Origin of the sequence: Clostridium sp. BNL1100 (assembly GCF_000244875.1) — a bacterium.
Lineage (GTDB): Bacteria > Bacillota > Clostridia > Acetivibrionales > DSM-1351 > Ruminiclostridium.
In genome coordinates, this window is record NC_016791.1 from 339,510 (window position 1) to 362,018 (window position 22,509).

Here is a 22,509-nt window from a genome sequence, read left to right on the forward strand (position 1 = left end):
ATTATATTGAAAGTACAAAAGGTTTCGAGGAGGAGACTTAATGAGTAAAGATGTGATAATAAATGTAAAGGGTGTTCAGACTGGCGACGACAATGACCCCAATACCCTCGAACTTATCACAGAAGGGAAGTACTATCAGAAGGGCGGTAATTATTACATTACCTACAAAGAGAGTGAAGTAACCGGTATGGAAGGGACTACCACCACATTGAAGGTGGGAGAGGGTGTTGTTACCCTGATGAGGTTTGGAAAGGTTAATTCACAGTTTGTTTTTCAAAAAGGTCAGAAGCATGTTTCAAGCTATAATACTGAGTACGGAAGCTTTACAATAGGAGTTTACGCAAATAATGTAGATATAAATATAAATGAAACAGGCGGAGAAATCAGAATAGGTTATCAGATTGAAATAGACAACCAAGGTTCAGGAAGAAATGATTTTTATATGTTAATCAGGGAGGCAGGAACTGCAAATGAAAAATATAAACTCGGAAATACGCCAGCAAATTAAGGATGCTGTCATCAATTCAATAAACAAGTCTGTTGAAACGGGCGAGCTTCCTTCATTGGAAATAACTGACATTACCATTGAAATACCAAGAGAAAAAGGACATGGCGATTTTTCTACAAATGTGGCAATGCAAATTACCAAAACTGCTAAAAAGGCACCAAGGCAAATAGCTGATACTATAATAAAGAATATAAGCACGGATGGAACATATATTAAGAAGGTTGACTGTGCAGGCCCCGGTTTTATCAACTTTACACTGGATAACAGATACCTTTATGAAACAATCAGTATAATAGAGCAGGAAAAGGAAAACTATGGCCGTATTAATATCGGAAACGGTAAAAAGGTTATGGTTGAGTTTGTAAGTGCAAACCCAACAGGGCCGCTCCACATGGGAAATGCCAGGGGAGGAGCACTTGGAGACTGCATAGCAAGCGTTCTGGACGCTGCGGGCTATAATGTTACAAGAGAATTTTTAATAAATGATGCCGGAAATCAGATAGAGAAATTCGGTACCTCACTTGAAGCCAGATATATTCAGCTAATAAAGGGTGAGGATGCCATAGAGTTCCCGGAAGACGGGTATCATGGCGAAGATATTACTGAACATATGAAGGATTTTATCGCAATACATGGCGATAAATATATTAATACCGATTCCGAAGAGAGGAAGAAGGTATTCGTGGACTTTGCACTCCCAAGAAATATAGCAAGGATAAAGGAAGGTCTGGAAAGCTACGGAATCCATTTTGATGTGTGGTTTTCAGAACAGACTCTTCACAAAAGCGGCGAGGTAGCGGAAACAATACAGCTTCTCAAGGACAGGGATTGTACCGTTGAAAAAGAGGGAGCTCTTTGGCTCAAAGGCTCAGTTATTGGCAGTGAAAAGGACGAGGTTCTTGTAAGGAATAACGGTATTCCTACTTATTTTGCTGCAGATATTGCATATCACAGAAATAAGTTTGAAAAGAGAGGTTTTGAGTGGGTAATAAATCTCTGGGGTGCTGACCACCATGGTCACGTAGCCAGGATGAAGGCGGCTATGGCTGCACTTGGAATTGACCCGGACAGACTTGATGTAGTATTGTTCCAGTTGGTAAGACTGTACAGAAACGGTGAGATTGCCAGAATGTCCAAAAGAACGGGCAAGTCAATATCCCTTATGGACTTGGTTGAAGAGGTAGGAAGAGACGGAGTAAGATTCTTCTTTAACACAAAAGCTTCAGGCAGCCATTTGGATTTCGACCTTGATCTGGCTGTCAAGGAGTCCAACGAAAACCCTGTTTTCTATGTGCAGTATGCACATGCCAGAATATGCAGTATGTTCAAGCTCCTTGAAAGCGAAGGCATCAAGATTCCTGCTGTAAGTGAAATAAAAGCTGAACTACTTGACAAACCCGAGGAACTTGAACTTATCAGAAAGCTTTCAGAATATCCTGACGAAGTAAGGATATCGGCTGAAACTCTTGAACCAAGCAGACTTACAAGATACGTTCACGAGGTTGCTTCAACCTTCCATAGCTTCTACAATGCATGCAGAGTAAGGGGAGAGGAAGAAGAGCTTATGAAAGCAAGGCTTGTACTTGTTAACTGTACAAGAACCGTAATAAAAAATGTTCTTGATTTGCTAAGTATAGATGCTCCTGAGAGAATGTGACAATGATATAAGAAAGCCGGCTCTTCATGTTGAAGAGAGCCGGCTTTTTTGATATTACTATGACTTACGGTAAATATGTATAAATTTTGTTGTCTGTAGGACTTAATGTAACACCTTTTATTTTGAATAAATCACTCAAAGTGACAAAGGTATAACCCTCGCTCTGAAGCTTAGGAATTATAATATCAAGGGCTTCAGGGGTTGGGTGAGGTAAAGGCTGAACATCATGCATAAGGAATATTGCTCCGTCTCTTGCACCTGCAAGTATGGCATCAGCTCTTTGCTGAGCTGTAGTTGACTGAGTCCAGTCATTGCAAGTTACGCCCTGAACAAATGTCAAATCGATTGCATCAAACATGGAACCACCTGTTGCCAGATTTGGCGCACGGAAGAATTTAGGAGTGGTTCCTGAGTATTTTATTATTGCAGCAGTTGTATCGTCCACAGACTTCTTAATAGCAGAGTAAGACATTCCGCTCATACTGTCATATGCCCATGAGTGGTTTCCGATTTCAGAACCGGAGCTTATGATTCTCTTAACTACAGAAGCTGTAGAATCGTTAATCTTTTGTCCTATCATCATAAATGTAGCAGGGACATGATATTTGTCCAGTTTATCCAATACTTTTGGAGTAAGTGTTACGTCAGGCCCATCATCAAATGTCAGAGCAACAACCTTTCCAGTTATAGGTGGAGTACCTACAGGTAAAGTAATAGCACCTAACAGGAACTTTTTAAGATTAGCAAAATCGATGGCATCCACAGTCTTGTCAAAGTTAGTGTCAGCAGCTGTGAGGTTAGCGATTGTACCTTTACCCAAAAGGTACGCTTTTACAGTTGCATAATCAATTGAATCAACGACTCCGTCGTTATTGACATCACCGTATTTTACGGTATCTGCAGCTTTACTAACAGGGTTCATTACAAGTATAGAAGCTGCAACCAGGGACACAGCAAGAAGTCCCTTAAAAACCTTTCTTAAATTAAACATACTTTTTGCCTCCTTTTAAATTAAAAAATCGTTTTGAAATAAAAAAAGAACCTTTTTATCAATCCTCCTTTATAGTAATATGTTAAACAGTAGTTTTTAGACAGAGTAGGGGTTGGTATTAGTCTGGAATTATAATAATTATAATATTGATAATATGGTGATTATACTGCTTGTACATTATTATATAATAGGTATATAGAAATTTCTAGGCAAATAACTATTATTTGTAAAAGATATTTATAAAAGAAGCTATAAAAAAATACTCCTCAGGCTTTATGGGCACTAGAGGAGTATTGAAATTTATAGTGTGTTTTAATTAAATTTTAAACCCTGCAATATATTTCCTGAGACTTTCAGATGACTTCTTTGAGGCTTCTGAAAGATTGACTACTTCAGAACCCTTGACTAACATATCAGAAGTTCTTGAAGCAATATTCGTTGTTCCTGCTGCACTTTCGTTAGCAGAAAGAGTTACTTCATTAATGGCTTTTAGCATATTCCCGATTGAAACCATAAGTTCCTGCGAGGTGGAAGTAAATTCCATAACCAGATTGTCAATACGTCCGGCATCGTCACTGTACTGCTCGCTTGCGGCAGTCTGGTTTGTATAGTCTGGAATAACGGTGTTTTCTATAAATGCCAAAATGTTTTTGGAGCTGGTTACCAGATCTTCAACTGATTTAAATACTTCCTTGGTTACACCCTGTATTTCACTGACTGCTATTTTTGAATCTTCAGCAAGCTTTCTTATTTCATCAGCAACTACAGCAAAACCTCTACCGGCCTCACCTGCACGGGAGGCTTCTATAGCAGCATTCAATGAGAGTAAGTTGGTTTGAGTGGTTATCTGCATAATGGACTCTGAAAGTACTCTGATTTTTTCTATGGACTGTGCATGTTCAATAGCTGTTGTCAGCTCATTATTTGCTGATTCATATACACTATATGCATGGTCTTTTGACTTTTTAGCGGAAACCATGAGTGACTCGGCACGTTTACTTATATCTTGAGCTGCGAAGGAAGTTTCTTGAGCCTTAGTTGCAATATTTTCCACGGCCAATTCTATATCTGCCGATGTCGCACTCATTTCCTCCATAGCGGCGGCAGTTTCTTCCATACCCGCCGACAGTTCTTCCGTGGTTGCTGAAATTTCTTCTATAGATGAATTCAAATCAGTTATACTGACGACGGACATTTTAACAGAATTGTCTATGTTACCGGATTCACTTATAATAGTTTTAATAATTCCTGTTACAGAATTATGCAATGTGTTTGCCGATCTTGCCATATGTCCTATTTCGCTTGAATTTTTGAGTATCTTTTCGGGTAATGACACACTGAAATCACCCTCAGAAAACTTATTAAGGCAATCATTGATTTTTTTGATAGCTCCGGACATACTGCTTCCAATAAGGTAGGAAAAAGCAGCCCCGAAAAGTAGAATAATTAATACAATGGCAGTTATTTTAATAAGAATATCGCTAATTTGTTTATCCACTACAGATTTATCTATACCTGTGAACCACATACCAATGACCTTACCGCTGCTGTCCTTTAAGGGAGTATAGTATGTAAATGCATTTTTTCCTGCAACCAAGGCAACACCATTATATTCATTGCCTTTTGCCAGAACTTTCTCTGTAACCTCCTGTGATGCTTTAGTACCGATCGCTCTTTCTCCATTCTCCTGTAATACGTTTGTAGCTACTCTTGTGTCATTTCTGAATATTGTTGCCAGATTTCCTGTACTTTTTTTAATGTGATCCACAAACTGCGTATCGTCATTAATAACATGATCTCCTTTTAACAGCGAATCTCCGGCGATTTTCCAATCTCCGGGGTATTTCTCATCAAGAAATGACAGAGCTAAATTTGCACTGGATTTTATATTATACTCATATTGGTCTTTAACCAATTTAGAAACCATAAAATTCATAAGCAGAAATATAGCCAGAGCAAATAACAGAAGTACTGAAGAAAAAGATAAAACGAGTTTAGTTTTAATTTTCATTATACCGTCTCCTTTGTTAATTTGGTATGAAATATATTGTATGTAACATTTAAAGCTACTAAGACATAATATATGCTAAATTTTACCACAAAATCGGCACACCAAACATAGTTTTACATATTTATATCGGTACCATAAAAATAGTACTATAGTGCTATTTTTTTTAATATTCTGCCAGATTATAGTTGTAATAAAACTTTAATAAAAAAATATGGTAAAAACCCGATATAATTAATATGAATAATATAACTTACTTGGAAAACAGGAGTCAGAAAAATGAATCTATTCAAGCTGAAAAATAAAAAGGGAGAAAAGCTCATTTCAAGGGCAGCTGCAACAATACTGAGTATGACTCTTATTGCTCAGACCTTTGTTGTGGGTGCTGCAAATGAGAAGGTTATAAATTCTTTTAATGCAGTTTCAACGGGACAGGCCGTTATAAATAATCTCAAATATACCGATATAGCCGGCCTTGACAATAATTCAAAAAATTCAATATTTCAAAACGGGGCATTAGGGATTTACATAACACCCGGCAGTAAAAAGTTTAACCCTAAAGGTTATATTTCAAAAGAAATGGCTCTTTATTTAATATATACCGCTGCAAACAGAGTCCGTGAGATAGATGAACAGGGACAGGCACTTAACAGCGAAAGAACTGTAAAGAAAACCAACCCTCAGGACGTACTTTTTGACGGAAGCTTGCAACTGGCAGCAAATGATGGACTTATATCAGAGACAGAGCTGGCTGATGCAATGCAGGCAAACCAGAAAACTCTGGGCACATCAGACTTTAGGAGAAGTGCGCCGGTTCAAAGACAAGAGTTTGCAACCTGGATTGCAAAAGCATTAATGATACCACCCGAACCACAGCAACAGGAGTTGCTAAACAACTTTTCCGACTGGAAAAGCTGCAAGCCTGAAAACATACCTTATCTGGAGGCTGTGCTGAGGGCAAAGATCATGAACGGAAACGGCTCAGGCAAATTTCTTCCGGCAGGAACGGTTACACGTCAGCAAGCAGCGGCAATCCTTAAAAATGCAGAAGACATTATATTGCCTCTTAGACGACTTGAACAAAGAAATGCAACTATAGTAGGTATTCAGTCGGGAAAGGATAATTCCAACGGAAGCACCACTGTCTACACTACAATTACTATAAGAAATTCAGACGGACTTCTGGATGAAATCACTGTATCCAAAAGTAACAGAAAGCCCGTCTCAAATACAAATGAATTAACAGTCTCTGCGTCTGCTTCATATAACTCTGAACTCCCTGTATTTAAAAATGGGAAGATAACAGGTTCTGTAGACTTGAGGGCAGGAGACCGCATACAGTACATAGCAGGGACTGAAGACCTGATAGTCAGGTATGTCCGTGTTCTGGCAAAGAATGAAGTGGCACCGGAAGAAGTTGAAAAAGGCTTGTATGCCGGAATAGTTGAGGAGAACAACCCTCAACTGGGATATATTACTTTGTACAATGAAGATGGTACGGGAAAAACTCCTCTTGCACTTTCAAAACTTAAAACATATAACTACGCAGACCCAAACGATATACAGGTATTCAAAAATCATGAAGAAGCTGAACTTGATGATATTGAAGCGGGAGATACCGTCTTTATAAGGGTTGATTCAAACAATCTGGTTACCTCCGTAAGTAGTGTTGCAAATTATACATTAAGATATGGAAAGATTATTTCAAAAAAGCTCAGTTCCATAATAGTAGAATTTGAAAAGAAGCAGCAGAAGGCCTATAATATTGACCGTGCAAATGTAATCAAGGACGGGAAGCTTGTAAAATACAGTCAGCTTAAAGACGGTGATACTATAAAGCTCCTTATAAACGAAGCCCCTAATATGACAGTGTTAAAGGAAATCATGGTAGAAGGCGGCGACAAGCTTGTATCTAATATATATAAGGGAACCTTTGACAACTACAATAGCATATCAAATACAATATACCTGAATGATCCATGGACTTTCAGAAACGGGAAGTGGATAAAGGAAACAAACGGTTCAAAAGTAATAGAGCTTGGAAACGGTTTCTCGGCTTTTTTTGACGGACAAAAAAAATCCCTGAAGGATCTTACACTGTTAAAAGACAACACCGTTTATATTGCAAGTGAAAAAGACTACGGTAATGACGAGCTTGCTGTTGTAGCTTCGTTTACAGACAGTACAGACAAGGAAGTACCTTATGATGATAAGGTTTACATAACCGGAACAAATAGATTTGTACTTGAAAAGAATTTGGTGAATGTTACATATAACCCGGGAACAATTGTTGTTAAAGACGGTCGACTTGTTCAGGGAAGCAGTGTTTCAACAGACGATTATGCTTATGTTATGGCTAACAGAGATAATTCCGGCAGCAACAGTACTATAGTTGCGGGAGTCGTTTCAATAGAACAGAGACCGGGAACAGAGGCCGTTCAGCTGTACAGAGGCAGAATCAGTAATATAGACGAATACAAGACAGTGACATTGGAATCCTATTCAAAACTTAACGGTACAAACTGGGATTATGCAAATACGCCAATGACCTTCAGCTTGTCCTCCAATACACGTATTACGGATACGGACGGAATAGTAGGACAGGGAAGCTTTACTGCTGAAAATACCCAAGGTACCTTTAAGGGCAGGACGGTTTATATATTGAGTGACGGAACGGATGCTGTAGAAATAAGTACAGCACCATTCGGCAACTTTAATATACAAGGTACAGTGAACAGTACTGCAGGAGGAACTTTGGCAGAAGACGGTTCCGTAGTACAGGAGCCTCAATCAATCATTTTGAAAAATTGCAGATATTACAATACTTCAGCACACCTTTGGGTAACTATGGGGGACAGTAATTTTAACATACTCAAAAATTCACTGATACTCAGAAATAACAAAAAGATTAATGCTTCCGACCTTAAAAAGGGAGATTCATTGAGGATACTCAAGAAGGATAATGCAGTTACAGGAGATGCTTACATTATTATAGTTGAATAACAGGAATAGAGAGTGGAGGGTACATAAATTGCGGAACATACTTTACCAAAGAAATAACAAATACAGCATATTAGCAAAAACTGCAGGATTTGTTTTATCAGCTGCCTTGACAATAGGCATGGCAGCTCCCGGAACTGCTTATGCACTCCGTGGAGACAGCGGCTACGAAGGAGGTATATCCTCCGGGGAAAATCCCAATGTTACAGTAACATCAACAACAAGCAAAATCAGTTATCAGTATCAGGAGCCATTTTTTCTTACAGGAGTTCCCATAGTTCTCACTGGAACAATGACTATAAAAAAGGCACTTAAAACTGATTCAAAGACAGGTGTTCAGACACTTACAACAACATATGATTATAATGTACCTAACGCAAACAACAATTCTCTGATCAGGAACATAGTAATGACAACCACAATAACCCCCAGAGCTAACGGGCAAAAAACAGAGACAACAAAGCTGACAAGTGCTTCGGAAACTCTAAAGCTAAACGGAACAAGTTATTTTATATCAAAAAGTAATCCTAACGATTATATGATATCAAAGGCTATAACAAATGATTATCAGCCTGCAGTAAGCTATTTTGCAGGTACTCTTATAGGCAAGAAAACCTACCATGTAGGAAGCAGCAGCAGCGCAGATATAATTGTAGTGGATTCCACGTGTAATACAGTGGGATATGACGAGTACTGGAGTACCGCTGAAACTCAGACCATAAAGCAGACTATTACCAGCCGTAAAGCAGGTCAATCCTCTATAGTATTGGGAAATGCAAACATAGACATATCAACTACTACAACAAAACAGCTGAAATACTATGAAAATCAGCCTGAGCAAATCAGCTTCGAAGGAGGCTATTATAAAACACAGTATAACGAAAACGTCTTAAAATATACAGCAAACCTCAAAGAGCTTGATAAAAGCGGAGCACCTACAAGTAAAACAGTAACGCACACAAAGAGCCTTAAACTTGAGAGCTTTCCATTTAATGATCCCTTGGTTGCACCAAATCTCAAAAAGATAAAAGGTCATCCTGCTGAGGAAAGCATGTCTATAATGTTTGGGCTTGAAGCATATAAGGATATAGACAGCTTTAATCCACAGGAGTATATGAGCAGAGGCGAGTTTGTTGATGCTTTCACAAAGATTGCACCTGCGGTACCCCTGGATCCGGTTTTCAAGCCTAAGACAACAAAAACCACAAGCTCCAGCAGAAAGAAAACCCCTGTGGTATTGCTTTTTAAGGATGTTCCTGAAAAGAACAGATATTTTTCAAGTATAAATGACGCTGCAAACAGAGGAATTATATCAACTGGAGGCAATTTCAGGCCGGATGCAAAAATAACCTTGGCAGAAGCAGTCACCATGATAATCAATTCATTGGGTCTAAAAGGGCTTGCCCCCAACCCGTCACCTGTTACAAGCTTCAAGGATAACGACAAGATACCGGGCTATGCAAGGGCGTCAATGTATGTTGCCGAGAAGATAGGCTTAATTCAGGAAGACAGCAAGGGATATATTTATCCCACGGCCAAAATAACAAAGGCAAATGCAGCCAGAATTATGAAATCATATATTGACTATATGAACAGCGGAATACGTGAAGAATACATGGAGCGTATTATCAGTTACAAATAACAAACCTGTTTGGAGGACATTGAAAAATGAACAAATTTAAGCGGATTACGGGAATAGTCCTTGCAATATCCATATCTATGACAGTATTTACTTCTACAGCCTTTGCAGCTGACAGCAAATCAACTGATGGAGAATATCTGCAAAGTGTTATAGACCTGATAAAGCAGAAATACAACGGAAATATCACAGATGATGAGCTTTTGCAGGGAGCTTTAAAGGGAATGTTCGATACTCTGGACCAGTATTCCGCATACTATACTCCCGAGGAATTTGAGGAATTCTATGGTTCCCTTGAAGGAGCAGTTGAAGGGGTAGGTATTTCAATTGAGTTAATTGACAAGAATCTGATAATTAACAAGGTTTTTGCAAATTCTCCTGCCAAGAAGGCAGGTGTTCTTTCAGGAGACAGGATAGTACAGGTTAATGGTGAATCAGTTCAGGGAAAGGAGCTGGATGAGGTTGTTTCCAAAATAAAAGGTACAGCCGGAACTAAAGTCAAACTGGGCTTAATGAGACAGGGAACAAAGAATATGATAATTATTGAGATGTCCCGGGCACAGGTTGACTTGCCGAGTGTACATTATGAAATAAGGGGAAACACAGGATATATTCTTATAGATTCCTTTAGCCAGAACACTTCAAAAGGCGTGACGGAAGCGTTAAGCTATTTTGACAGCAAAAAGATTACATCGGTTGTTCTGGATTTACGTAATAATCCGGGAGGATATCTTGATCAGGCTATATCTGTAGCCCAAAACTTTGTACCAAAAGGCATAATAACTACCCTTGACTATAAAGATTCCTCCTTGGAAGATAAAAAGTACTATTCTGAATTGGAGAAGATAAAATATAAACTTGCCGTACTGGTAAATGAAAACACAGCTAGTGCTGCGGAAATATTAACAGGGGCAATAAAGGATACAAAAGCCGGTGTGGTACTCGGATGCAAAACCTTTGGAAAGGCAAAGGTTCAGGAATCTCTGCCAATTCTGTCAGACGATGCATATGATAAATTTAATGACGGCAGTGACAAAAAGTCTGCAAATGCCTACGACTTCAATTCATATACGACTGATTTGTCAGGATGGGCAAAAATGACAATAGGCCTTTATTATACTCCAAACGGAAATTGTATTGACTTGAAGGGAATTGAACCTGATATACAAGTAAAGGAGTCAACACCATCAGGAATACGTGTTAATATGCTGGAGCCTATGTCTTTAACAGTCAAGCCGTCACTTGGAACCCATTATTATGATGTATTAAATGCGGAATGTGCATTGAAGCTTCTGAAATATAATATAGGCACACCGGACTACATACTTGATGCAAAATCTGTGGAGGCTATAAAGAAGTTCCAGAAAAGTAATAAGCTAAGCAGTTCCGGTATTCTTGACTTTACAACTCAAAGACTTCTAAACACTAAGATAAGTGAAATTAAGCAGAAGCAGGATGCAGTTTATTCCAGGGCTGTTTCTGAAATATTAAATAATTGAAAAAATTAAGTAATTCAAATAAATATATTGACCTTTGTTTTGCCAAAATATAAAATATTAAAAGTATGAGTAAGATGGATAAGTATTGTCTTATTCATTAACAATTAATTATACAATGCATTTCTATATATTGTAATTATGTGAACATATCGAGAGGAGCAAAACAATGTCAGTAAAGTATATCTTCGTAACTGGTGGTGTAGTTTCCGGCTTAGGCAAAGGAATAACGGCAGCATCATTAGGAAGGCTTCTAAAAGCAAGAGGAGTACATGTCACAATCCAAAAGTTCGACCCGTATATAAATGTTGATCCCGGAACTATGAGCCCTTATCAGCATGGAGAGGTTTTTGTAACTGAAGATGGAGCGGAAACAGACCTTGACTTAGGTCATTATGAAAGGTTTATCGACGAAAATCTTAGCAAAAACAGTAATGTTACAACAGGGAAAATCTACTGGTCAGTTATCAGCAAAGAGAGAAAAGGTGATTTTCTCGGAGGTACGGTTCAAGTAATCCCACACATAACAAATGAAATAAAAGATAGAATTTACAGGGTTGGTAAATCTGAGAGAACAGACGTTGTTATTACCGAAATTGGAGGAACAGTAGGTGATATCGAGAGTCTGCCTTTCCTTGAATCCATAAGACAAGTAGCTACAGAGGTTGGAAGAGAAAATGTAATGTATATACACGTTACATTGGTTCCATATTTGGGAAAATCAGGAGAACTAAAAACCAAACCTACACAGCACAGTGTCAAGGAATTGAGAAGTATCGGAATACAGCCTGACGTAATAGTGTGCAGAACTGAAAAGTATTTGTCCCAAGATATGAAGGACAAGCTGAGCCTGTTCTGTAATGTTCCTGAAGGTGCGGTTGTACAGAATCTTGATGCAGAGGTTCTATACGAAGTTCCATTAATGCTGGAAAAAGAAGGACTTGCCAAGATAGTGTGCAAGAGGCTTGGCCTTGAATGTAAAGAACCAAATCTCACGGAATGGGAAGAAATGGTCAGAAGACAGAAAAATCCAAAGAGTTCCGTTACCATAGGTTTGGTTGGAAAATATGTTGAGCTTCATGATGCATATTTAAGTGTAGCTGAATCACTCCGTCATGGTGGTATCGGCAATGATGTTGAAGTTGACATAAGATGGGTTAATTCAGAAGAGATAGAAAACGGAGATATAAACACCTTCCTTCAGGGAGTAGATGGAATCCTTGTTCCCGGAGGTTTCGGTGACAGAGGAATAGAAGGAAAGATAAAGGCTATAACTTATGCAAGAGAAAACAAAATACCTTTCTTTGGTATTTGTCTTGGAATGCAAATGGCTGTTGTAGAATTTGCAAGAAATGTTGCGGGTCTGCATGATGCAAACAGTTCTGAATTCGGAGAAACACCATATCCTGTAATCGACCTTATGCCTGAACAGCGTGATATAGATGAAATGGGTGGAACAATGAGACTTGGTGTTTATCCATGTAAGATTATCGAAAATACAATGATCAAGAGTATTTATGAGGATGAGCTTATATATGAAAGACACAGACACAGATACGAGTTCAATAATGAATACCGTGACACATTTATAAAGGGTGGAATGACACTTTCAGGCTTGTCTCCAAGCGGAAAACTTGTTGAGACAATTGAAATCAAAGAACATCCCTGGTTTATCGGAGTTCAGTTCCATCCTGAGTTTAAGTCAAGGCCAAACAAGCCTCATCCATTGTTTAAAGACTTCATAAGAGCTGCATATGAATATAGAAGTAAATAAATACAGATAAAGACGGGTTGCTGCACGTGGAATTAAATATTCACGGGCAGTAGCCTTTTTTATTTTTATGAAAGCATTATTTTCATTTCTTGTATAATTAACCTTATAATTGACAACAATTATTCATAGATACTTTTTTACTATTATTATGAACAGCGGACATAATTTTAGCAATTTTAAAATTTCTGTTAGTGCTAGACAAAAAAAGGCACATTGGGGATATGGAGGGGAATCATATGAATAAGGGTTTATCACTAAAAACAACTAATATTTTAAAGGTATGCATTACAGTAGCGATTTTGATAGTACTTTCTTTGTGGATGTTATCTTACACATATGCTGAGGATGTAAATGCAGGACTGTCAGAGAATCTTGTAAGACTTCACGTAATAGCCAATAGTGATTCTGCATCAGACCAGGCACTAAAACTAAAGGTACGAGATGCAATTATAGAATATATGAAGGATAAACTTTCAGCTTCACAAAATATTGGACAGACAAAAAAAATAATAAATGAAAATTTATTAAATATTGAAAATATATCAAAAGACGTAATTAAAAAAAATAAAAGCAATTATTCAGTCAAGGCTTCGTTAGGGAACTATTCATTTCCAACAAAGACTTATGGGGATATAGCTCTTCCGGCGGGAGAGTATCAAGCATTAAGAGTAGTTATTGGAGAAGGAACCGGAGCAAACTGGTGGTGTGTACTTTTCCCGCCTCTTTGCTTTATTGATGCAACACACGGAACTATTCCCGATTCAGTTAAGAAGGATCTTAAAACTTCATTATCAGCCGAGGAGTACAAGCTCATTACCACGTCAGATGAGGAAATACCTGTAAAAATTAAATTTAAGCTGGTTGAGTTTCTTGAAGGTTCTAAAGTAAAATTGTCCGGAGTAATAAACAAAATGTTTAATTAAATCCTCCTGTGCTAAAAAGCTATGTAGTGTTGTTTGCTGCATAGCTTTTTATATTTTAAAGAATTAATTATTCTAATTTTATTTAGTACTGATATAATTTAATTAAATATTAAAATCTTTATTAAAGAAATGGCGGTAATTTATGTGGATAATAAACTGGTTTAACAGTAACTCTGAATTTTATTTGTCAATGGTTATCAGGCTGGCATTAGCCTGTCTGCTTGGGGGTATTATAGGCTTTGAACGAGAGCATGTACATAGGCCCGCGGGGTTTAGAACGCATATATTGGTTTGTGTCGGTTCGGCTCTTGTAATGATAACCTCCGAATATATATACTATCACTTTTCTTCCCATGTAAATACCGATCCGGCACGACTGGGAGCTCAAGTCATAAGTGGAATCGGTTTTCTCGGAGCAGGAACGATAATAAAAGAAGGAATAAGTGTAAAGGGTCTGACTACAGCAGCAAGCCTTTGGGCCGTGTCCTGTGTAGGAATTGCTGTAGGAATAGGTTTCTACGGCGGGGCTTTCATTGCAACTGCATTTATTTTTCTTACACTTGGTGTGGCAAAAAAGACACAAAACAGAATGACTGTAAAAAAGAGTACACGATTGTATGTACACACCCAAATTAAAAAAGGGGAAGTAAACGAGCTGTCAACGATAATTCGAGAAATGGGGGGACAGCTAAAAAAGACGGATTTCATAAGTAGCGAAAGAGATGGGGAAATGATTCTCAGGTTTACATTAGACCCCAGTATGCAGGTTTCGGTTGCAGAGATTATAGAAGCTATCCTTTGTAACGAGTCAGTAAGGCGGGTTTACGAGGAGGTCTAGAATATACTATATAAATAAACATAATATCAGTATGGACAACAAGTAAAATCTTGTACTATTTTTGTAATCCATTGAATAGACATATTCGTAGAATACAAGAAAGGTGATTTTCAAAGGTGACAAGATGAGTGTAACTGAATCCATGCTTAATTTTACAAACCCCGACAACCTTTTAACAAAGGGCCTTACTGATAAGGAGGCCAGACACAAGCTTGAAAAACACGGACCCAATTTGTTGTCGGAAAGAAAAAAAATTTCCCCGATTAAAATTCTATTTGAGCAGTTTACTGATTTAATGGTTATAATCCTTATGATTTCAACTGTTATTTCGGGCTTTATGGGTGAGATGACAGAAGCAATCACAATAATAGCAATAATTGTAGTAAATGCCATAATGGGATTTGTGCAGGAGTACAGGACCGAGAGAACCATGGAGGCGTTAAAATCTCTTGCGGCACCCTATGCAAAGGTCATCAGAAATGAGCAGCACGCAAGTATACCTGCAGAGGATATAGTTCCGGGAGATGTTCTTGTGCTTGAAGCGGGGGACAGGGTGGCAGCTGATGCGGCCATACTGGAATGTAACAGCCTTACCATTGACGAATCTCTTTTGACTGGTGAATCACTACCTGTAGAAAAACACCAGTTAAAGAACAAAAATGCCTTAATGGACCCCTTTGATAAGAAAACTTCTGTATATATGGGGACAGTTGTAACCGGTGGAAGGGCTAAAGCAGTAGTCTATGCCACAGGTATGAAAACCGAAATGGGCAGCATAGCCGATATGATTCAGAATATAGAGGATGACGAAACTCCTCTTCAAAAGCGCTTAGGGCATTTGGGTAGATTTATAGCAGTAGGATGTCTGATTATTTGTGCAATAGTGTCCGTCACTGGAATAATGAGGGGCGAAAAGCTTTTCAACATGTTATTGTCAGGTATAAGTCTGGCAGTTGCAGCAGTTCCCGAAGGATTACCCGCAATAGTAACAATATCTCTGGCCCTGGGTGTTCAGAGAATGCTGAAAAGAAATGCGTTGATACGCAAGCTGCCTGCGGTGGAAACCCTTGGTTGTGCCAGTGTTATCTGTTCCGATAAAACAGGAACCCTTACCGAAAACAAAATGACAGTGAGGAAAATGTACGCATCGGGTTATCAGCTTGACATAACAGGAAATGGCTATAATCTGGAAGGTAATTTTCTTATTGATAACAAGCCTACTGACCCTGCCAGGGTTGACGGAATGAGGCTGGCCCTTGAGATAGGCGCATTATGTAATAACTCGGTAATTTCACATCCTGTTCCGGAGCATACGACGGTGGGAAAAATAAAATCAATTTTTTCAAAGCAGGAAAGCTTCAAAATTTCAGGTGATCCTACTGAAATAGCCCTTACCATAGCTGCTGCAAAGGCTGGAATAAATGAAAGCTACCTGAACAGGTCATATAAACGTATTGATGAGATACCTTTTGACTCCGAAAGAAAATGTATGTCCATCATATGCAAGAATAACATCGGAGAGCTGCTTGTATTTACAAAGGGAGCACCTGACGTGATTATTGATAAATGCAGCAGAATACTATCTTCACGGGGTGTTATTAAAATGGATGAATTGACCAGAAGGTCAATAATAAAACTTAATGATACAATGGCAAATGATGCTCTGAGAGTTATAGGGGTGGCATACAGAAAACTTGAGACCGGTAAATATAATCCGGGTAAAACAAATATTGAAAATGAACTTATTTTTGTCGGCTTAATGGGAATGATTGATCCCCCTAGAAAGGAAGCCGTTGAAGCAGTCCGCAAGTGCAGACTGGCAGGAATTAAACCTGTTATGATAACAGGAGACCACAAGCTTACAGCAACTGCCATAGCAAAGGAACTAAATATATATTCATTGGGTGACCAGGTTCTGACTGGTCAGGAACTTGACGGGATGACCGAAGGGCAGCTTGAAAAATTGGTAGATTCCGTATCTGTTTATGCAAGAGTATCTCCAAAACATAAACTAATGATTGTAAGGGCCTTAAAAAAGACAGGTCACATAGTTGCTATGACTGGAGACGGTGTTAACGATGCACCTGCGGTAAAAGAGGCTGATATAGGTGTATCTATGGGTATAACCGGAACGGATGTAACCAAGGAAGCCTCCTCAATGATACTGCTGGATGACAACTTTGCAACAATAGTTGCAGCAGTAGAAGAAGGCCGTGTAATTTATAATAATATAAGAAAATTTATAAGATATATGCTTGCATGCAACCTTGGAGAAGTATTGACCATGTTCCTGGGAATGTTGCTGTGGTTGCCGATACCGCTCATGCCCATACAGATTTTGTGGGTAAATCTTGTTACTGACGGGTTGCCCGCCATTGCTCTTGGCCTGGATCCGCCTGAAAACGATATAATGTTTCGCCGGCCAAGAGGCGCACATGATAATATATTCTCACATGGTTTGCTGAAATTGATAATCGCTAGGGGAATATTTATAGGACTAAGCACTTTAGGTATATTCGTATCTGTCATGTATTTTAAAAATAACGTAGAGCTTGCCCGTACGGCGGCATTTATGACTCTGGTACTTACCCAGCTGGTTCATGTATTTGAATGTAAATCTGAAACGAAAAATATTTTTGAGATAGATCTTTTTAACAATATGCCTTTGGTACTGGCTATTTTATGCTCACTTGGCATGATACTTGCCGTTGTATATATACCTTCCCTTCAAGGTATATTTGAAACAGTTCCGCTTGGATTAAACGAATGGATGCTTATTGCAGGATTTTCACTTATGGGGCCAGTTTTGTCAAGTCTTATCGGGATAAACAGAAAAAATAGATATTGCTGACCATAGGTTAAATAATAACGAAGGATATATTAAATGGGTGCTGCCCAATTTAATATATCCTTTTTTGCATATACTGATGTATTTGCCATAACATATTTTGTAAAAAAACCGTGAATAAAAGGAGTTCCAACCCTTTCTAATATATAATAGCTTGAAATGAACTGAAAAAAACTATATAATTTAGCAGATACTAAATGTTACATTTAGTTCATAGTTTATTAAAAAAAATTGTGGATAATATAACATGTGTATCATATAAAAAACATGCCTAAAAAAGTGTTATAATGCACGGAAACAATTTAGGGGGGAAAAAAATGATTGAAATTCAGAATTTGACCAAAAGTTATGGTCAGATAAAGGCTGTAGACGATATAAGTTTTACAGTTGAGAAAGGTGAGGTACTTGGTTTCCTAGGGCCTAACGGTGCCGGAAAATCAACTACCATGAATATCATTACCGGGTTTATACCTTCAACAGAAGGAACAGTGAAAGTTAACGGTTTTGATATTATGGAAAGTCCTGCGGAAGTAAAAAGAAGAATAGGCTATTTGCCTGAACTGCCACCATTGTATATGGATATGACAGTATCGGAATATCTGAGCTTTGCTGCAGATTTAAAGAATGTAAGTAAAAGACAGAAGAAGAGCCAGATGGCTGATATTATGGAATTGGTTAAGCTAACAGACGTTAGAGGCAGATTGATAAAAAATCTTTCAAAAGGATACAAGCAAAGAGTTGGCTTGGCTCAGGCACTTATGGGCAGTCCTGAAGTGCTTATTCTTGACGAACCTACAGTTGGTCTTGACCCAAAACAGATAATAGAAATCAGAAAGCTGATAAAGGCTCTTGGAAAGCAGCATACCATAATACTGAGTTCACATATTTTGCCTGAAGTTAGTGCCGTTTGTGAAAGAGTTGTTATCATCAACAAGGGTAAAATAGCAGCGGTAGATACCCCTGAAAACCTTTCAAGGGGAATGGGTACTGTCAGCAAGCTTTCTGCTACAATCGCTGGGCCTAAGAGTTCAATCATTGGATTTATTCAGGGAATTTACGGAATCAAATATGTAGAACCCCATATAGAAAAGGATAAGGATGTTATTGAATATATCATCGAATCCGACAAGGAAGTTGACGTAAGGCGTCCTCTTTTCTTTGCTATGGCTAAGGCAGGATATCCTATCATAGAGTTGAAATCACTTGATCTTACTCTTGAAGACATATTCCTGCAGATTACCACACAGGAAAAGGAGGTTATATAATTATGTTTTCTATATTTAAAAAAGAATTCAAATCATATTTTACTTCGGCTACGGCTTACGTAATGATGGGCATGTTTGTTTTGGTTTCTTCAATATTATTTTATATAAACCTTGTATCACAGACAGCAGACTTTAGTTTTAACCTAAACTATATGTCTATAATACTGATAATTATAATTCCCATACTCACAATGAAGATATTGGCAGACGAAAGAAAGAGCGGTACGGAAGTAATGCTGATTACATCGCCTACCAGCTTGACAAATATTGTAGTTGGTAAATATCTTGCTGCTTTTAGTGTTTTTTTGATAATGACAGCTATTACGTTTATATACCCCATAATTCTTGCAGTTCTTGGAGAACCTGCAATGTCTGAAATTATCGGCGGATATATAGGATTTATACTTTTAGGTGCTTCATTCCTTGCATTTGGTTTATTTGCTTCATCATTAACCGAAAGCCAGATAATAGCTGCAATAGTAAGTGTAGTTGGCTTGGTACTTATGTGGCTGCTTCAGGGAATAGCTCCGGCACTTGGTGGATTAACAGCTAATGTATTAAACTGGTTCTCTCTGTTTTCAAGAACAGAAGATTTCTATGCCGGAATTCTTTCTCTTGCACCAATTGTGTACTACCTGAGTTTTTCGGCTATATTTGTATTTATTACAATCAGGATAATAGAAAAAAGACGTTGGAGTAAGGGGTGATAAAAGTGGGGAAATTGAAATTTATGAATAAAAGGTCTCTTAAATATGGGACAAATTCCATAGTTCTAATTGTTATTGTTGTTGCAATAGCAATTGTTGTAAACCTGCTTGTTGGAATGGGTAATTTTAGAATGGATTTGACTGCTGAAAAATTATACAGCTTAAGTGATCAAAGTAAGGACATTGTAAAGAAAATCAAAAAAGATGTTACAATATACGGTTTGTTTGATAATGCTACTATTCCAGGTGGTTCGGAATACAGAGAAATTACAAATCTTGTTAATGAATATAAAGATTTGGGAGTAAAGGTTAAATACGTTGACCCTGATAAAGATCCGGGAACAATAACATCCCTTGACCCCCAAAAGACACTGGGACTTACCAAGGGCGATTTCGTTGTAAAATCAGGCAATAAGGTAAGAAGATTGGAGGCACAGGATCTTTACGGGCAGGCCGATCAACAGTACGGAAGAACGTATAGTGCAGAGCCTCTGATAACAGGAGCTATCAAGTTTGTTGCTTCCGATGTAACTCCTGTTGCATATTTTGTTGAAGGGCATAATGAACTTTCGTTGAAGGAAGATCTTACTCAGGTTTCAAAGATATTACAAAGTAATAACCTTGAAGTTAAGAGTCTTTCATTGCTCACAGAGAAAAATGTTCCCGATGATTGCCATCTGTTGATATTTGTATCTCCTCAAAAGGATTTGACTGATGAGGAAAAAATAAAGCTTGATGCATTTGTTAAAAAGGGCGGTAATGTTATATTCCTGTTTGACTCTTTAGAATCCAGCGATAAGTTAACTAACTTTGAAGATTCACTAAATTACTTTAACATAGGAATCAATTATGATAAGGTTAAGGAAAATGATTCAGACAAGCACTTGCCGAATGATGATTATGCGCTTATCGGCAGCTTAGAAGAGAATGATATAAATAAGGCATTCTCAGGTGCAAATTACCCTGTATTTATGCCTGATTCAAGAAGTATCAGTATTTTGAAGAATCAAAAAGACTGGTTGACAAATACTCAACTTATCACAACGACAAATAAGGCTGAATCTACGGACATAGTGGGCGGAAAAATAAACAAGGGACCGTTTAACTTAGCTGTAGCTGCAGAGATAAGCGGAGGCAGCAAGGTATTGGTGTTCGGTAATAGTAAATTCCTTAGTGATAAAGCTTTAGCAAGTCAGTACGGAACTTACTTCCAGTACGGAACAAACTATTTCCTTACTACAGTAGTTAACTGGATGCAAGATAAAACCGACGAGCAGACTATTTCCGGCAAAATAGTTACCGCCAAGGCACTACCCGTAACAGAAAGCCAGACTAAGGTTCTTTCTATTGTTCTAATTGGTGTAATTCCTCTGCTGATCCTTGGTTGCGGTTTGTTTGTTTGGTCCAGAAGGAGGCACTTGTAAAATATGAAGTTATATAGAAATGCAATTATATTGGTTGTAGTTCTGGGACTTCTGGTAGGAGCGTATTTTTTCATTAATAACAAAAAATCCGGAACTACCGATCCAGCCAGTCAAACTACCGAGACTGCCAAATCTATAAAGGTAATGGAAATGGATTCGCAAAAAATTAGTTCAATTGAGTATTCAAATCCCCAAGGTGAGTTTTCTATAAAAAGGAAAGGCGATACTTGGGTAATGGACCCCGTATTTGAACTGGCATTAGATAAAAACACAGTTGACAATACTGTAAGCAGTCTGGCTGATGTGGAGGCAAACAAGGTTGTTGCTGAAAATTCTGATCGTTTATCAGATTTTGGGCTTGATAAACCGTCTGTGGTTAAAGTGGTGTTATCTGACGGAAGTTCAAAGGAACTTGAAGTTGGAAATAAATCACCTACAGGAGAAGACGTTTACGTTAAAGTAAAAGGTCAACCAAAGATATATACCGTAGGCGGATATTATGAAGATATGATAAAAGTAAGCAGAGGACATTTTGCATCAAAACAAATACTTCCCGTAGAAGCAACTACAATAAAGAAGTTCGAATATAAAAAAGACGCAAAGATGCAGTATTCTATAGATATTGAGTCTGAGTCCGATATGAAAATAGTAGCTCCTATAAAGGAAGAAGCAGATACAACAAAGATCAGTCAGCTGGTACAGACAGTTGTACAGTTGGAAATTAAAGATATTGTTGAAGAAAAACCATCAGATCTTGCTAAGTATGGTCTTGACAAACCTGAATATGAAGTTACTTATGGTAATAAAAATGCTACTAAGACAGTGTTGTTGGGTGATAAGGCTGGGGCAGGAGCGGAAGCAAGTGGTTCATCTTCCGAAGGAAATATTCTATATGCAAAGTATCCTGATGCAAATATTGTATTCACTGTAGATGTTTCAAAGTTAACATTCCTTGATGTTGGTTTAAAGGATGTTATAAGCCCGTTTGTTTATATACCAAACATAAACGAGGTTAACAAGGTAGAATTAAGTATTGACGGTAAAACAACAGTTTCTGAAATAAAAACTGTTGAAGGCAAGAAGGAAGAGGACAAGTTCAAGGTTGATGGTAAAGATGCAAATATGAAGGACAGCAATGACAAATCACTTTTCAAAGCCTTTTATCAGGCAATGATAGGCATAACCTTTAACAAGTACCAAGCTGATCTTAAACCGCAAGGAACGCCTGAGATTACTATTAAATACTATATGAAACCGGATAATAAAGTAGTAACCGTTGACTTTATCTCTAAGGATAATAACTATTACTATGCAGTAAAGGATGGCGTCTATACAAACAGATTGGTTCTTAAAAACAAGTTTAATGAATCAGAAGGGGTAAGAGAAACTTTAAAAAATCTTAAAGAAGCAATAGATAAAGCAAAATAAAAT

Annotated in this window: 15 protein-coding genes; 13 read left to right on the forward strand and 2 right to left on the reverse strand. The window is 37.9% G+C overall.

The window, feature by feature from the left end; all coding sequences use genetic code 11:
- Positions 1 to 40: 40 nt before the first annotated feature.
- Both CLO1100_RS01515 and argS read left to right on the forward strand, forming a co-directional pair.
- Positions 41 to 508 (forward strand): DUF1934 domain-containing protein, encoded by a 468-nt coding sequence (locus CLO1100_RS01515; RefSeq protein ID WP_014312000.1) that lies wholly within the window; start codon positions 41 to 43, stop codon positions 506 to 508.
- Positions 471 to 2,165: an arginine--tRNA ligase gene (gene argS, locus CLO1100_RS01520; RefSeq protein ID WP_014312001.1), complete on the forward strand. Its 1,695-nt coding sequence runs from the start codon at positions 471 to 473 to the stop codon at positions 2,163 to 2,165. The genes CLO1100_RS01515 and argS overlap by 38 nt, the downstream gene beginning before the upstream one ends.
- A 64-nt stretch (positions 2,166 to 2,229) precedes the next feature.
- On the opposite strand, the gene CLO1100_RS01525 is transcribed toward argS, so the two are convergent.
- Positions 2,230 to 3,156: a polysaccharide deacetylase family protein gene (locus CLO1100_RS01525; RefSeq protein WP_014312002.1), complete on the reverse strand. Its 927-nt coding sequence runs from the start codon at positions 3,154 to 3,156 to the stop codon at positions 2,230 to 2,232.
- Positions 3,157 to 3,472: 316 nt separating this feature from the next.
- A complete protein-coding gene (locus CLO1100_RS01530; RefSeq protein WP_014312003.1) occupies positions 3,473 to 5,167 on the reverse strand; it encodes a methyl-accepting chemotaxis protein in 1,695 nt (564 codons plus the stop codon).
- 276 nt (positions 5,168 to 5,443) lie between these two features.
- On the opposite strand from CLO1100_RS01530, the gene CLO1100_RS01535 reads away from it, so the two are divergent.
- The 11 genes from CLO1100_RS01535 to CLO1100_RS01585 all read left to right on the forward strand — a co-directional run bounded on the left by CLO1100_RS01535 (position 5,444) and on the right by CLO1100_RS01585 (position 22,506).
- Positions 5,444 to 8,167: an S-layer homology domain-containing protein gene (locus CLO1100_RS01535; protein ID WP_014312004.1), complete on the forward strand. Its 2,724-nt coding sequence runs from the start codon at positions 5,444 to 5,446 to the stop codon at positions 8,165 to 8,167.
- Positions 8,168 to 8,195: 28 nt separating this feature from the next.
- A complete protein-coding gene (locus CLO1100_RS01540; RefSeq protein ID WP_014312005.1) occupies positions 8,196 to 9,806 on the forward strand; it encodes an S-layer homology domain-containing protein in 1,611 nt (536 codons plus the stop codon).
- Positions 9,807 to 9,832: 26 nt separating this feature from the next.
- A complete protein-coding gene (locus CLO1100_RS01545) occupies positions 9,833 to 11,302 on the forward strand; it encodes a S41 family peptidase (RefSeq protein WP_014312006.1) in 1,470 nt (489 codons plus the stop codon).
- Positions 11,303 to 11,468: 166 nt separating this feature from the next.
- Complete coding sequence (locus tag CLO1100_RS01550) at positions 11,469 to 13,073, forward strand: CTP synthase (protein WP_014312007.1); 1,605 nt, start codon at positions 11,469 to 11,471, stop codon at positions 13,071 to 13,073.
- A 236-nt stretch (positions 13,074 to 13,309) separates the two neighbouring features.
- On the forward strand, positions 13,310 to 13,996 hold the full coding sequence (gene spoIIR, locus CLO1100_RS01555; protein WP_014312008.1) for a stage II sporulation protein R: 687 nt from the start codon (positions 13,310 to 13,312) through the stop codon (positions 13,994 to 13,996).
- A gap of 142 nt (positions 13,997 to 14,138) precedes the next feature.
- Complete coding sequence (locus CLO1100_RS01560) at positions 14,139 to 14,834, forward strand: MgtC/SapB family protein (RefSeq protein ID WP_014312009.1); 696 nt, start codon at positions 14,139 to 14,141, stop codon at positions 14,832 to 14,834.
- 124 nt (positions 14,835 to 14,958) lie between these two features.
- A complete protein-coding gene (locus tag CLO1100_RS01565; RefSeq protein WP_014312010.1) occupies positions 14,959 to 17,685 on the forward strand; it encodes a calcium-translocating P-type ATPase, SERCA-type in 2,727 nt (908 codons plus the stop codon).
- Positions 17,686 to 17,999: 314 nt separating this feature from the next.
- Positions 18,000 to 18,947: an ATP-binding cassette domain-containing protein gene (locus CLO1100_RS01570; RefSeq protein WP_014312011.1), complete on the forward strand. Its 948-nt coding sequence runs from the start codon at positions 18,000 to 18,002 to the stop codon at positions 18,945 to 18,947.
- A 2-nt stretch (positions 18,948 to 18,949) separates the two neighbouring features.
- Positions 18,950 to 19,654, forward strand: a complete 705-nt coding sequence (locus tag CLO1100_RS01575) for an ABC transporter permease (protein WP_014312012.1) — start codon at positions 18,950 to 18,952, stop codon at positions 19,652 to 19,654.
- Positions 19,655 to 19,677: 23 nt separating this feature from the next.
- The gene (locus CLO1100_RS01580; protein WP_242836655.1) at positions 19,678 to 21,078 is read left to right on the forward strand and encodes a GldG family protein; all 1,401 of its coding nucleotides are present in this window, start codon (positions 19,678 to 19,680) and stop codon (positions 21,076 to 21,078) included.
- A 3-nt stretch (positions 21,079 to 21,081) separates the two neighbouring features.
- Positions 21,082 to 22,506, forward strand: coding sequence for a DUF4340 domain-containing protein (locus CLO1100_RS01585; protein WP_014312014.1), 1,425 nt, complete (start codon positions 21,082 to 21,084; stop codon positions 22,504 to 22,506).
- Positions 22,507 to 22,509: the final 3 nt, after the last annotated feature.

Coding starts and splice junctions, on each gene's coding strand:
- CLO1100_RS01515 (WP_014312000.1), top strand. CDS start 41: ATGAGTAAAGATGTGATAATAAATGTAAAGGGTGTTCAGACTGGCGAC.
- argS (WP_014312001.1), top strand. CDS start 471: ATGAAAAATATAAACTCGGAAATACGCCAGCAAATTAAGGATGCTGTC.
- CLO1100_RS01525 (WP_014312002.1), bottom strand. CDS start 3,156: ATGTTTAATTTAAGAAAGGTTTTTAAGGGACTTCTTGCTGTGTCCCTG.
- CLO1100_RS01530 (WP_014312003.1), bottom strand. CDS start 5,167: ATGAAAATTAAAACTAAACTCGTTTTATCTTTTTCTTCAGTACTTCTG.
- CLO1100_RS01535 (WP_014312004.1), top strand. CDS start 5,444: ATGAATCTATTCAAGCTGAAAAATAAAAAGGGAGAAAAGCTCATTTCA.
- CLO1100_RS01545 (WP_014312006.1), top strand. CDS start 9,833: ATGAACAAATTTAAGCGGATTACGGGAATAGTCCTTGCAATATCCATA.
- CLO1100_RS01550 (WP_014312007.1), top strand. CDS start 11,469: ATGTCAGTAAAGTATATCTTCGTAACTGGTGGTGTAGTTTCCGGCTTA.
- spoIIR (WP_014312008.1), top strand. CDS start 13,310: ATGAATAAGGGTTTATCACTAAAAACAACTAATATTTTAAAGGTATGC.
- CLO1100_RS01560 (WP_014312009.1), top strand. CDS start 14,139: ATGTGGATAATAAACTGGTTTAACAGTAACTCTGAATTTTATTTGTCA.
- CLO1100_RS01565 (WP_014312010.1), top strand. CDS start 14,959: ATGAGTGTAACTGAATCCATGCTTAATTTTACAAACCCCGACAACCTT.
- CLO1100_RS01570 (WP_014312011.1), top strand. CDS start 18,000: ATGATTGAAATTCAGAATTTGACCAAAAGTTATGGTCAGATAAAGGCT.
- CLO1100_RS01575 (WP_014312012.1), top strand. CDS start 18,950: ATGTTTTCTATATTTAAAAAAGAATTCAAATCATATTTTACTTCGGCT.
- CLO1100_RS01580 (WP_242836655.1), top strand. CDS start 19,678: ATGAATAAAAGGTCTCTTAAATATGGGACAAATTCCATAGTTCTAATT.
- CLO1100_RS01585 (WP_014312014.1), top strand. CDS start 21,082: ATGAAGTTATATAGAAATGCAATTATATTGGTTGTAGTTCTGGGACTT.